The sequence below is a fragment of the Nocardioides sp. NPDC058538 genome, assembly GCF_042719275.1.
GTDB lineage: Bacteria > Actinomycetota > Actinomycetes > Propionibacteriales > Nocardioidaceae > Nocardioides.
The window spans coordinates 101,662-113,930 of the sequence record NZ_JBHXNY010000005.1 but is presented as its reverse complement, the minus strand read 5'-3'; the positions used below and the strand labels follow the sequence as shown (position 1 = coordinate 113,930).

The following is a 12,269-nucleotide window of genomic DNA, read 5'->3' as shown; positions in this document are numbered from 1 at the left end:
TCAGTGCTTCTTCTTGAACGGCAGCAGGTGGAGTACGCCGACCACGATCGCGCCGACGATGAGCCCGACGAGCGCGGAGAAGAAGGTGTTGACCAGCCAGGCCGCCGCTGCGCCGACGGCACCGAGGGCGTGGTGGACCTCCTCCTCGAGGTGGTGCACGGTGTCGTAGGGCCATGCCCAACCGGGGTGGCCGGCGGCGAGGCCGTTGACGTCGTGGACACCGACCAGGATCAGGTGGCCACCGACCCAGAGCATCGCGACGGTGCCGACGACCGAGATCACGGCGAGCACCTTCGGCATCGCCGAGACCATGCCCAGGCCGAGCCGCTGGGCGAAGGCGCCCGGGCGCTGGGAGAGCGACAGGCCGGCGTCGTCCATCTTCACGATCAGGGCGACCACGCCGTAGACCACGATCGTGATCAGGAAGGCGACCGCCACCAGGGCGCCGAGACGCATCCAGAAGCCCTGGTCGATGACCTCGTTGAGCGCGATCACCATGATCTCGGTGGAGAGGATCAGGTCGGTGCGTACGGCACCCGCGATCATCGTCTTCTCGGCCTCGGGCCCTTCCTCGACGACCGGCTTCTCGTGGACGTGCTCGTGCGGCCGGACCCACTCCAGCACCTTCTCGGCGCCCTCATAGGCGAGGAAGGCGCCACCGAGCATCAGGATCGGGGTGATCGCCCACGGCGCCCACTGCGCCAGGATCAGCGCCACCGGCAAGATGATCAGCAGCTTGTTGCGCAGCGAGCCGAAGGCGATCTTCTTGATGATCGGCACCTCGCGCTCTGCGGCGATGCCGTGGACGTACTGGGGCGTCACCGCGGTGTCGTCGATGACGACACCGGCGGCCTTGGCCGAGGCCTTGCCTGCGGCAGCGCCGACGTCGTCGACGGACGCAGCCGCCAGCTTGGCGATGGCGGCTACGTCGTCGAGGAGTGCGAACAGTCCGGCGCTCATGACCGGAACTTTAGCGGGTAGAACTTCCTACTCGACGCCCTGCTCCCGGAAGAGCTCCGAGAGCGGGTACTCCCTGAAGTAGTCGGTCTTGATCCGCAGCCAGTCCCCGTTGACGATCATCTCGTCGATCGCGTCGTCGGCCTGGTCCCTGAGCCCGTCGCCCTTGCGGAAGACGAAGGCGATGGGGGCCTTGTCGGACGGAAAGACGATCCGCTCCTCCATCGGGATCGGGGCGCTCTTGATCAGCCCCTCGGTGAAGGGCGCGTCGTAGAAGAACGAGTCCGCCTTGCCCGCGGCGACAGCCTCGAGCGCGGCCGCCTCGTTCTTCCGCTTCACGATCTCGGCCTTGGGGAAGCGTGCCTTGAGGATGCTCTCCTGCGCGGTGCCGTCCACGATGGCGACCCTGGTGCCGTTGACGTCCTTGAGCTTCTTGATCGGGGAGTTCTTCGGGGTCGTGAAGGACAGGTAGGTGACGAAGTAGGGGTGCGAGAAGTCGTACGCCTCCTCGCGCTCCTCGGTCACGCTGACCTGAGAGGCGATCATGTCGATCTTGCCTTCGTCGAGCGCGGTGAACAGGTCGGCGAAGTCCATCGGGATGAACGACGGCTTGATGCCGAGCGACTCGGTGACGCCGAGGGCCACCTCGTAGTCGAAGCCCTTCGCGGTGGACCCTTGGGTGTAGTAGATCGGCGCGCTGTCCAGCACGCCGATCTTGAGCTGGCCGTCATCGGCGGCGCTGCTGCGCCTGGCGGAGGATGGGCCGGTCGTCTCAACCGTGTTGGAGACCACGATCAGGATCACCAGAAGGGTGACCGCGCCCGCAAGGATGAACTTCAGGGATTTCATACGACGTCCTGGTTGGGGGGAGGGGTGCGCCGAGACACTGCGACCTGGCTGAACCAGGCCAGCGGGCATCGTAGGCTACTGGACTTCAGACGCCCCAAAGTGGGGCGAGCCGGGTCAGGCTCAGGCGCCCTTGTCCTTGAAGACCTCCGAGAGCGGGTACTCCTTGAAGTACTCCTTCTTGATCTTCAGCCACTTCCCATCGAGGATCATCTCCTCGAGGACCCCGTCGATCGTCTCCTTGCGCTCGTCACCCTTCTGCATGACGAAACCGATCGGAGCGTCGTCCGCCGGGTAGACGATCGCCTCCTTCAGGGCGATCGGCGCCCGGCTGATGATCGGACCGGTATACGGCGCGTCGTAGAAGAACGCGTCGGCCTCGCCGGTCTCGATCGCCTTGACCGCGGAGTCCTCGTCCTTGGCCTTGATGACGTTGACGTTCTCGTACTGCTCGTCGAGGTAGCGCTCGTGGATGGTGCCCTCGACGACCGCGATGTTCTTGCCGTCGATGTCCTCGCGCTTCTTGATGAGCGAGTCCTCCGGGGTGAGGAAGGAGAGGTACGTGACGAAGTAGGGCGCGGTGAAGTCGAAGTCCTGCTTCCGCTCCGCGGTCTCGGTGACCTGGGCGCCGATCATGTCGATCTCGCCGGCCTCCAGCGCGGTGAAGAGGTCGCTGAAGTCCATCACCACGAACTCCGGCTTGGCACCCAGACCCTCGGCGACGCCGAGCGCCATCTCGTAGTCGAAGCCTTTGGTCACGCCGTCGACCTTGTAGAAGGCGGGCTCGGTGCCGTCTACACCGATCCGCAGAGTGCCGCCGGCGGCAGCACTCTCCTGGTCGGTCGCCTTGGGGGCGGGGTCGGCGAAGTAGCCGCCGATGACCAGGACCCCTAGGAGGGCCAGGGCGCCGGCGACGACGAACTTGATGTGATTCATGCGGAAGTCCTGTGTTTTCGGGATGGTGGGGCATGCCCGTCACGTCGGCGCCGAGAATCCGAGACGTGCTGGCCAGGAGTGGCCGGACGATGTTGCATCAAACACCTGTCTGCTCCCCCGCGTCCAGGTTTTCGTCCATCGTCGTCACGATCTATCACGATCCGTGACCGAACCTTCACCGCAGTGCGTGACACAGATCACTCACATCGTTCACCTTCGAGAAGCCGGCCCGGGTGAACGGAATCAAACACAGACACCCGTGCGTCAGGCGCCCTTTCCCCGAAGACCCCGGAGAGCGGGACCACGACGCCTCGGCGCTGTCGGAATCAACCGTCGTTAACCAGGCCTAAACGGAGATACTCCGCGGAATATGTGCCCTGGAGAAGCAGGGACGCGTAGCGGGCGACCTCCGTGCTGGCGTTCGCCTCGACGACCTCCACCCGTACGCCGCGCGTGTCCGCCGCCTCGGTGAGCAAGCGTCGCTGCTCGACCATGATCGGGTCTGTCGCGCCGTCGTCGAGGATGACCAGAACGGGACGAACGGACGCCTCCTCCTCGGCGAAGGGGTCGTCGAAGACGTTGCGCGGCCGCGCCGCCTCGAGGACCGGGAGCAGGTCGTCGGCGTCACCGGCGATGGCACCGCGGCCGCTGGCGCGGCGCAGGTTCTCGGCGACTCGACGGGCCGCGCGAGCGGCCAGGACGGAGCCACCCCACACGACCGGGAGCGAGTCGGCCAGCGAGATCGCCAGGATCTTGCCCGGGTTGACCGAGATGTCGCGATGCGGCGAGCACGCGGTGGCGACGTCGTCGAGCGCGTCGGCCACCTTGTCCGCGTCGGCCTCCGGGCCGAGACCGACCGAGTTGAGGTAGGTGAGCATCAGGATCGCCATCGCGAGCGTGTCGCCGCCCTCGACCGGGAGCAGAGTGCTGTCGCGGCCCTCGGCGTGCTGGGCGACCAGCGACTTCTCCGGAGCGGCCACGACCAGCTGGGCTCCACGGCGGACGGCCTCGGCGGCGGCCGAGGCCTCACCCGGGTCGGAACCGGTCGGGGCCAGCACCACCACGAGGTCGAGACTCCCCGCCCAGCCCGGCAGGCCAGGGGCCGGCCAGGCGACGAACGGCACCGGGCAGAACGGCTCGAGGACGGCGCGCAGCAGGCGCGAGTCGGGGCCCGCCGCGACGACGGCCCGGGGTCGGCCGCTCTCCGCGGCGCGGCGTACGGCCTCCTGCAGGGGCTCTGCGGCACCCGCAGCCTCCCGGCGGACCCGGGCTCCGGACTCGGCCAGCGATCGCAGCAGCAGGTCGATCCCGGCCAGCGCCCGCTCGTCGTCCAGCCTGGACTCGTCGAACCAGGTCATCGCGGCCTCACTCGCCCTTGGTCGGACGGGCCTCGTCGATGAGCAGGACAGGGATGCCGTCGCGGACCGGGTAGGCCAGCCCGCACTCCCCCTGGCAGACCAGCTCACCATCCTGGCCGGGCACAGTGGCCTCGACAGGCAGGAGGTCGCCGTGGCACTGCGGGCAGACGATGATCTCGAGCAGCTTCTCGCTCAGGCCCAGAGGGGTCGGTGCGCCAGTCATGTTGCGTTGTCCTTTCGGATGATCGCGAGCGCCTCGTCGCGCACGCGCTCCATGGTGGGTGTGTCCTTGCCCTCCACGTTGAGCCGCAGCAGCGGCTCGGTGTTGGAGGCGCGTACGTTGAACGACCAGTCGGCGTGGGAGAGGGTCAGGCCGTCGAGTCTGTCGACGGTGACGCCGTCGCGCTCTGCGTACGCCTTCTCGATCTCGGCCACGGTGGCGGCCTGGTCGGGGACGGTGGAGTTGATCTCGCCGCTCATCGGATAGCGAGCGTAGGCAGCCAGCAGATCGCTCAGCGGCTTGTCGGTCTCGGCGAGGGCGGCGAGGACGTGCAGCGCGGCGAGCATGCCGGAGTCGGCGCGCCAGAAGTCGCGGAAGTAGAAGTGGCCGCTGTGCTCCCCGCCGAAGGCCGCCTCGGACTCGGCCATCACGGCCTTGATGTAGGAGTGGCCGACGCGGGTGCGTACCGGGGTGCCGCCGAGCTCGCTCACGATCTCCGGAACCGCGCGGGAGGTGATCAGGTTGTGGATGATCGTCGCGCCCGGCTCCTCGGCCAGAGCACGCTCGGCGATCAGCGCGGTGATCGCGCTCGGGCTGACCACCTCGCCCTTCTCGTCGACCAGGAAGCAGCGGTCGGCATCGCCGTCGAAGGCCAGGCCGGCGTCGGCGCCGGTCTCGCGCACCTTGGCCTGCAGGTCGACCAGCGTGGTCGAGTCGAGCGGGTTGGCCTCGTGGTTGGGGAAGGTGCCGTCGAGCTCGAAGTACATCGGGATCAGCTCGACGGCCTCGGCGCCCAGGCGGCCGAAGACCGCGGGCGCGGTGTGGCCGGCCATGCCGTTGCCGGCGTCGGCGACGATGGTGAGCCGGCGGCCCTTGACCGGGGCCAGGCCGAGCAGGTGCGCGGCGTACGCCTCCAGCACATCGGTCTCGCTGATGCTGCCCGCGACGTCGGCGATCGGGGCCTCACCGGAGATGACCAGGTCGCGGATCTCGTCAAGCCCGGTCTCGGCGCCGACGGGGACCGCGTTGGCCCGGCACAGCTTGATGCCGTTGTACTGAGCCGGGTTGTGGCTGGCGGTGAACATCGCGCCCGGCAGGCCGAGGTGACCGGAGGCGAAGTAGAGCTCGTCGGTCGACGCCAGCCCGATCATCGTCACGTCGGCACCGGCCTCCGTCGCACCGTCGGCGAAGGCTCCCGAGAGCGCCGGGGAGCTGGGGCGCATGTCGTGGCCGACGACGATCTCCCCGCCACCCGCCGAAGCGGAGCCCGAGGCAGTCCGCGCAGCGCCGACGACGTGCACGAAGGCCCGCCCGGCGAGTCGGGCGAGGTTCTCGTCGATCTGGTCAGGGACGGTGCCACGGACGTCGTACGCCTTGAAGACGGCGTTGGCGATGTCGGGGTCGACTCTCTCCGGCATGTCCGGAACTCTAGTCGTCCTACTCCGACGTCAGCACGCGGAGGTGCCCGCGGCGGGTGCCACCAGGGCGGGGCTGGCCGTCATTCGCTCCCGCCTCGTCGGGGTCGTCCTGCGCGGGGGCACCGACAGGACCTCGTGGGGACGGAGCCGGCGGCCTGGCAGCCTCACGGACGGCATCGGCCAGCGCCAGCAGGTCATCTCCCTTGGGCTGCGGGTCGACGGGCTCACGGGCCAGCCTGACGACCTCCCAGCCCCTGGGCGCGGAGAGCCTCTCGGCGTGCTCCTCGCACAGGTCGTAGGCGTGCGGCTCGGCATAGGTCGCCAACGGGCCGAGAACGGCCGTCTGGTCGGCGTACACATACGTGAGCGTGCAGACGGCTTGACGCTGGCAGGCGGTACGCGAACAACGACGAGCAGTCACGGGTGAACCGTACTCCCCTGAGGCCAGCCGCGCAGTTAGGCTCGCGTACATGACCAGGCACAGGGATCGGCATGGCCGTGGGACTCGCGGCCCGATGGCGGTCCCCACCGACCCGAAGGTGCCGGTCCTGCGCACCCGCCGCGAGCGCTTCGACGACATCGCGCTCGCCATCGTCACCGAGATCGACGGTCGCTGGCAGTCACGGCTCGGCCTGATCGAGTACGCCGTCGAGGAGTCGCCGGACATCCCCAAGGAGTGGACCGTCGAGGACCACATCCCGCTCGGGTCGCTCGAGCGTGGCTCGGGCGCGAAACCCGCGCGGCTGGTGATCTACCGGCGGCCGATCGTGCACCGCTGCCACACCCGCGCCGAGGTCGAGGCGATGGTGCTCATGGTCGTGGTCGAGCAGATCGCGGACCTGCTCGGGATCGCCGCCGAGGACGTGGATCCGCGCTATCAGCCCTGAGGGCGAGTCTTTCTCGTACCGGCGCGCTTTGATACCGAGATTTTGTGGCTGGTCTGGGCCGCCGACCCGTTCTTTGAGGGTCTCTCGATATGGACCGGCGTCAAGGACGCCCTTCGGGCGCCGGCTTCGCCGGCCGCCTTCGGCGGTCCTGGACTCCGGACCAGATCGAGAAAGACTTGGCTGGCTATCGGGGCGGCGGCCCGAGTGTGGCCACAGCACACTCACCCACGGAAGGTGACCGTTCCACGCCTACGCCAGACATGGGGTCTCCGCATGGAAGAAAAATTTCTTCCATCCGCCAACCCCACCCTTGGCCAAGGCGGCCTCTGCGGCGAACGAAAATTCGTTCGCCTCCCAGGCCCGTCTGCCGAGCTGGTCCCCGCGGAAAGAAAATTCCTTCCACCGCTCGGCCCGAACCCCCGAGATCCCAAGCCCCCGCCCAACCCAAACCCCCGCACCAAACCCCTGCCGCCGACCCGATAACCAGCCAAAATTCTCAACGGATCCCGGTGTCAAGGATCGCCGAAGGCGACCGGCGAAAGCCGGCGGCCGAAGGCCGTCCTTTACTCCGGGATCCGTTGAGAACACCCTCCCCGAAAGGGTCGGCGGCAAACCCCAACCACGAGGCAACACCGACCCGAAGGCAGTGCTAGGGCTCCAACGGAAGCGGCAGCCCAGGAGCGACCCCGGCGGTGCGTACCTCAGAGCGCAGCGGACGGAACGGAACGACAGCGTCGCCGTCGCCGCTCATCACCACGGCCGCGTTGACCTCGACACCCGCGGGCACGAGCTGGATCAGCGCTGCCTCCGCGGGCACCTCGACCTCGGCACCCAGGCCTGGGCCGATCTCGACGGACTTGGCCTTGAGTGCCTTGCCCTTTGCGGTCATCGGAACCACCTTGACCGTGCCGCTGGCCCCGGTCTTGGCGACCGGGCCGGAGATCACGACCCGCTTCTTGCCGACGTCGCCGCCGGCCGGGACGACCACCGCAGTCGGCTCCGAGATCGTCTCGGTGGCCGTGGTGATCGCGACGTCGCCGCGGTCGACCGAGCGCATCGCGGTGGCGACCGGGCCGGTGGCGACGATCTCGACGCCGTACGCGTCACCGGCGCTGTCCTTGCCGAGCAGCTTGGTCAGGTCGACCTGCGTCTGCCCGTTGGGCGGCACGCTGATCTCCGGAGCACCCTCCGGGGTGAGCACGTTCTTCGGGGTGAGCAGGCGCAGCTCGGCGCTCACCTGGGCATCGCCCGGGTTGGTGACGGTGAGCGTGCGGCTCGCGGACTTGTTGGGGTAGCCGACCAGCAGGTTGGTCTCGGCCGGAGTCGACTGGCCCGGGAAGTAGTCCTCGCTGCCACCCTGCGTCTCAAGTGCGACGGCACGGTCGCGGACCATCACCCCGGCCTGGCCACGTACGACCGTGGTCTTCAGGGAGAGCTCGCCCTTGCGCGGGATCACGTGCAGCAGGTCGAAGGTGCGGGTGGTGTTGCCGGGGATCGCGACGCCGCGGAGGTCCTCGGGGACCGCCACCACGCCCTTCTCGTCGTAGAGCGAGATGTCGACCGTGGCCGCGCCGCTGTTGGGGTTGGTGAGCTCGAGGATCGAGTTGTGGGTGGCGCCCGCACCGATGCCGGGGAACCACGCCTCCGCCTGCGGAGGCAGGCAGCCCGTCGCTGCGAGCGGCTTGGTCGTCGAACGTCCGGCGACCAGCCCGGGAGCGACCTCCTTGCCCGCCTTGACCACGACCGAGCCGGGCTTGACCGACGCGCTGGTGACCTTGCCGGCCCCCACGGTCGTCTCCGCGCCGTTGCCCGCACCCGGGCCGTTCAGCGTGACCTTGCCGGACCCCTCGGCAGCGTTGGTGACGGCGACCTGGTCGGCGCCGGACTTCGGCTTGCCGGGACACACCACGGTGGCCGCCGTCGGCGCGCTGCTGTCGGCGGCCAGCTTCGGCTGCTCCCACTGGTGGGGTCGGTTGAGCAGCAGCGCCACGGCCATCGCGCCGACCAGGCCCAGCGCCACGAGCACGGTGTTGTCGAGGCGGCGACCGCGCTGCCTGCGTACGCGGCGCAGCCGGGGTCGCGCGGCCGCTGCTGCCGCAGCGGCAGCAGCCATCCGTCCGCCGCCCTTGGCACGCTCATCCTCCGGCTCCGGCTCCGTCGCCCGCATCTCGTCGGCGGTCGGCCAGGCCTCGAACTCCGGCTCGTAGCCGCCCTGGAACTCGCCGGTCTGATAGTCGCCTTCGTACCGCGGCGGGTAGCCCGTCTGGGCAAGCATCTGTCCCGTCTCCGGGCCAGGCACGTAGGGCTCCTGGGCGTAGAGCTGCTCCGGGGTGTAGCCCTCCGGCGGCGTCTGGGCCGTCTGCCCCGTGTAGGGGTCGGCGAACGGGTCCAGCATCCACGGCTCCTGGCCGTAGACGTCGTCGGTCTGCGGCTCCTGCGAGCGGTCGTAGGGGTCTCGTGAGTGACTCATGCCGACTCCCTCCTCTGGATCAGCGTCGGCAGGCACAGGACCAGGACCACGAACAGCCCGATCCCGGCCAGGACCAACAGGATCGTACGGATGATGGACTGTGACTTGGTCACGCCCGGGTCGCTCGGCTCGGAGTCGAGCAGCCAGGCACGCGTCGAGCGCTCGACGGTGCTCGCCTGGGTCACCGACCCGGAGGCGTCGATCCCCTCGGCGACCGAGGAGTCGGCCGGCCCGGGCATCACGATGTAGGCCACGCCCTGGGCAGCCAGATCACCGATCACCGCGTCGTCGGGGTCGGCGGCGAGGCGGCGTACGACTCCGGTGAGCTCCTCGGAGCCACCGGCGACCTGCGCGATCTCGTCCTCACCGAGGGTGATCCCGTCGTTGCGCAGGACGGCGTAGCGGATGCCGTCGTCGACCGAACCGCGAAGGACGAGGACGCCGTCCTCCGGGCCGAGCGTGGTCGAGGTCGGGTCGAGCATGTAGGAGGGCACCCCGATGTGGCCGAGGGCCCGGGTGTTGTCGGTGAGGTCTCCGGTGCCGGCGTAGACGAACCAGCCGAGGCTGCCGACGACGCCGACCGCCGCGGCCGCAGCGGCCGCGCCGACCATGACCTTCCGCAGCCCGCTGAGGCCGTCGAGGATGGCGCCCTGGGCACCCAGCACCGCCGCGACCACCGCGAAGCCCTGGATGGCGACCAGCGGGAAACCCCAGCCGACCCGGGCGATGCCGGCGTCGAGCGGGATCGGGATCCAGGACAGCAGCATCGTGACGACCGCGGTCGCGACCGCGCCGATCCAGCAGACCATGACCGGGATCCGGGTGCGGCTCGGGATCAGCGCGAGCACGGCGAGCAGCGGCAGCGCCAGGCCCAGCCACCACGGGGCGCCGAGGTCGGCACCGTCGAGGCCGGTCAGGCGGCCCACGAGCAGGTCGAACCCGCCGGCGGCCGGGGCCGGCAGCCGGCCCGGGTCGAGCAGCAGAGCGGCCCAGCCGCCGGAGAAGAGCGCCGGCAGCCACCACGGAAGCAGCAGCCCGACCGGTGTCGCGATGGCCGCGGTGGGCGGACCCCACTGGTCGCGGTCGCTGAGCACGGCGGGCATCAGGCGGCGGGCGACGATGAAGATGACCGCCGCGAAGACGGCCGCGACCAGGAAGGCCATCGGCGCGAAGGCGGTGATGACGGTCAGCAGCAGGCCGGTGCGCCATCCGGCGCGCCATCGGCGGTCGGCGACGGGGTCGCTGAACCCGAGCGCGGCGTGGGCGAGCCAGGGCAGCAGCGCTCCGACCACGACCGCACCGATCCGGCCGTCACCGAAGGCACCGCTGACATAGGGAACCAGGGCGTACGCCGTCGCGCCCCACAGCAGCAACCAGCGAGGGGCGCCGAGGTGGCTGATCAGCCGGCCCGCGACCCGCAGCAGCCGCCACGCACCGCCGAGCGCGATCGGGAAGCTGAGCAGCATGACGGCGGTGACCGCCAGGCTCGGGTTGCCGCCGAGGAACGTCGCGAGCACCGCCAGCGGGAAGACGTGCGGCGGCGCGGGCACACCGGTGCCCTGCGAGATCGCGTGCCACGACTCGAACTGCAGCTGCCACCAGTCGCCCACGTTCTGGGGTGTCGGCCCGAGGCCGCTGCCGGCCACGCCGCCGAGCGCCGCGCGTGCCCCGATGACGCCGAGGATGCCGACGACGACCAGGAGCACCGCGACCGGGTTGGTGAACAGACGCACCAGCCATCCGGTCTCGGCGGGGATCTCGTCCTCCTCCAGCTGTGCCCGATCGGCCTGCCGCTTGGCGGCGAAGGAGGCCGGGTCGGCCTCGGCCTGCGCCATCTGGCGCCGCTCGGCGATGTCGGAGGCCTGCAGGGTGACCGCGGTGGCGACGTCGGAGACGAAGTCGAGACCGTGGCGGTAGGGCAGCCAGGGCGGCGGCAGCAGTGCCTTGACCACGTCCTTGTCGGCGTGCGCCTGCTTCCGGCGACGCCGCTTGGCGAGCATGATCTGGCCGGTGTGGCCATAGATCCAGCCCAGCGCGGCCAGGTCGTCGAGCGCGGTCCCGGGATCGCGCACCAGGATGAAGCCGAGCATCCGCCACAGGGTCTGGAAGAAGAACCTGACCATCCACAGCGCCAGCGTCCCCGGCCGGCCGTTGACCAGCAGGGTGTAGAGCGCGGCCCGGCGCTCCTGATAGTGGATCCGGCGACCGGTCAGCTGCGTCTTGCGTACGCCGCGGTGGGCCGCCTCCACGTGGAAGACGACCGCGTCCGGGACGGCGATGGTCGTGAAGCCGGCGTTCGCGGCCCGCCAGCCGAGGTCCATGTCGGTGCCGAGGACCGGGAGGTGCTTGTCGAAGCCGCCCAGGTATTCGAGGACCTCGCGGCGGATCAGCATGCCGGCGGTGTTGACGGCCAGGACGCGGCGTACCTCGTCGTGCTGGCCCTGGTCGTACTCGCCCCGCTCCAGGCCGGTCTCCCGAGCTCCGGTGACCGAGATCGAGACACCGAGCTCGAGCATCCGGCGCAGCGAGGGCCACTCCCGGATCTTGGGGCCGAGGATGTCGGCCTCCGGGTATTCCGCGGCGGCGTCGAGCAGGGTCGAGAGCGCGTGCGGGTCGGGGGTGGAGTCGTCGTGGAGGAACCAGATCCATTCTGGCGGCTGCGCCGCCTGGTGGAGGATGGCGAGCGCCTCGTTGGCCGCGTCCGCGAACGTCGTCGACGCCGGGAGCTTGACCACCTGGGCGAAGGTCTCCTCCAGGATCTCGACCGACCTGTCGGTCGAGCCGGTGTCGATCGTGACGGCAAAGCTCACCGGAGCCTGCTGGTTCCTGATCCCGTCGATGACGGTCGGAAGCCAGCCGGCGCCGTTATGAGAGACGAGGACGAGGGCGACCGACGCATGCACGATCGGCAACCCTAGTGCCCATCCGGTGATAGACCGAATGGACCTGTCGAGCGATCGGCGATATCCCCGTGGGCATGATCGGCGTCCCAGGAGCCCTGCGACGTGGATTGCGGAGCAATCGGCAAAACAAGACAGCAGGCCCGGACCGTGATGGTCCGGGCCTTGCTGGCTCGTGCTTGGTTGCGGCCTTCGTAGATCTTGACCCGCTTCACGCCTTCGCAAGCTCAGGCGTTGCGCTGGCGCCCTTCGGGCGCCTTACTCCCTCGCTCGGCGC

The 12,269-nt window shown here is 69.6% G+C and carries 10 protein-coding genes; 1 reads left to right on the top strand and 9 read right to left on the bottom strand.

The genetic code is table 11. The features are described 5' to 3' along the window. The 7 genes from ACFWQC_RS06550 to ACFWQC_RS06520 all read right to left on the bottom strand — a co-directional run bounded on the left by ACFWQC_RS06550 (position 1) and on the right by ACFWQC_RS06520 (position 6,207). Positions 1-960, bottom strand: coding sequence for a DUF808 domain-containing protein (locus tag ACFWQC_RS06550; RefSeq protein WP_378674778.1), 960 nt, complete (start codon positions 958-960; stop codon positions 1-3). Between the two features lie 27 nt (positions 961-987). Continuing rightward, entirely contained in the window at positions 988-1,806 is an 819-nt protein-coding gene (locus ACFWQC_RS06545; RefSeq protein WP_378674775.1) for a substrate-binding periplasmic protein, read from the bottom strand. A gap of 120 nt (positions 1,807-1,926) precedes the next feature. Next, positions 1,927-2,739, bottom strand: a complete 813-nt coding sequence (locus ACFWQC_RS06540; protein ID WP_378674773.1) for a substrate-binding periplasmic protein — start codon at positions 2,737-2,739, stop codon at positions 1,927-1,929. A 326-nt stretch (positions 2,740-3,065) separates the two neighbouring features. After that, a complete protein-coding gene (locus ACFWQC_RS06535) occupies positions 3,066-4,097 on the bottom strand; it encodes an SIS domain-containing protein (protein WP_378674770.1) in 1,032 nt (343 codons plus the stop codon). Between the two features lie 7 nt (positions 4,098-4,104). Next, the gene (locus ACFWQC_RS06530; protein ID WP_378675072.1) at positions 4,105-4,299 is read right to left on the bottom strand and encodes a Trm112 family protein; all 195 of its coding nucleotides are present in this window, start codon (positions 4,297-4,299) and stop codon (positions 4,105-4,107) included. A 17-nt stretch (positions 4,300-4,316) separates the two neighbouring features. Then, positions 4,317-5,735, bottom strand: a complete 1,419-nt coding sequence (locus tag ACFWQC_RS06525; protein ID WP_378674767.1) for a phosphomannomutase/phosphoglucomutase — start codon at positions 5,733-5,735, stop codon at positions 4,317-4,319. Positions 5,736-5,754: 19 nt separating this feature from the next. After that, the gene (locus tag ACFWQC_RS06520) at positions 5,755-6,207 is read right to left on the bottom strand and encodes a DUF3499 domain-containing protein (protein ID WP_378674765.1); all 453 of its coding nucleotides are present in this window, start codon (positions 6,205-6,207) and stop codon (positions 5,755-5,757) included. Here ACFWQC_RS06520 and ACFWQC_RS06515 point away from each other — a divergent pair. After that, on the top strand, positions 6,206-6,622 hold the full coding sequence (locus tag ACFWQC_RS06515; RefSeq protein WP_378674763.1) for a metallopeptidase family protein: 417 nt from the start codon (positions 6,206-6,208) through the stop codon (positions 6,620-6,622). The genes ACFWQC_RS06520 and ACFWQC_RS06515 overlap by 2 nt on opposite strands. A gap of 649 nt (positions 6,623-7,271) precedes the next feature. Here ACFWQC_RS06515 and ACFWQC_RS06510 read toward each other — a convergent pair. Beyond that, positions 7,272-9,092 (bottom strand): DUF5719 family protein, encoded by a 1,821-nt coding sequence (locus tag ACFWQC_RS06510; RefSeq protein WP_378674761.1) that lies wholly within the window; start codon positions 9,090-9,092, stop codon positions 7,272-7,274. Beyond that, entirely contained in the window at positions 9,089-11,995 is a 2,907-nt protein-coding gene (locus ACFWQC_RS06505) for a glycosyltransferase (protein WP_378674759.1), read from the bottom strand. The genes ACFWQC_RS06510 and ACFWQC_RS06505 overlap by 4 nt, the downstream gene beginning before the upstream one ends. Positions 11,996-12,269: the final 274 nt, after the last annotated feature.

What these genes read in the sequence shown, in the direction of transcription:
- ACFWQC_RS06550 (WP_378674778.1), bottom strand. Translation starts at nt 960, where the DNA reads ATGAGCGCCGGACTGTTCGCACTCCTCGACGACGTAGCCGCCATCGCC.
- ACFWQC_RS06545 (WP_378674775.1), bottom strand. Translation starts at nt 1,806, where the DNA reads ATGAAATCCCTGAAGTTCATCCTTGCGGGCGCGGTCACCCTTCTGGTG.
- ACFWQC_RS06540 (WP_378674773.1), bottom strand. Translation starts at nt 2,739, where the DNA reads ATGAATCACATCAAGTTCGTCGTCGCCGGCGCCCTGGCCCTCCTAGGG.
- ACFWQC_RS06535 (WP_378674770.1), bottom strand. Translation starts at nt 4,097, where the DNA reads ATGACCTGGTTCGACGAGTCCAGGCTGGACGACGAGCGGGCGCTGGCC.
- ACFWQC_RS06525 (WP_378674767.1), bottom strand. Translation starts at nt 5,735, where the DNA reads ATGCCGGAGAGAGTCGACCCCGACATCGCCAACGCCGTCTTCAAGGCG.
- ACFWQC_RS06515 (WP_378674763.1), top strand. Translation starts at nt 6,206, where the DNA reads ATGACCAGGCACAGGGATCGGCATGGCCGTGGGACTCGCGGCCCGATG.
- ACFWQC_RS06520 (WP_378674765.1), bottom strand. Translation starts at nt 6,207, where the DNA reads ATGTACGCGAGCCTAACTGCGCGGCTGGCCTCAGGGGAGTACGGTTCA.
- ACFWQC_RS06510 (WP_378674761.1), bottom strand. Translation starts at nt 9,092, where the DNA reads ATGAGTCACTCACGAGACCCCTACGACCGCTCGCAGGAGCCGCAGACC.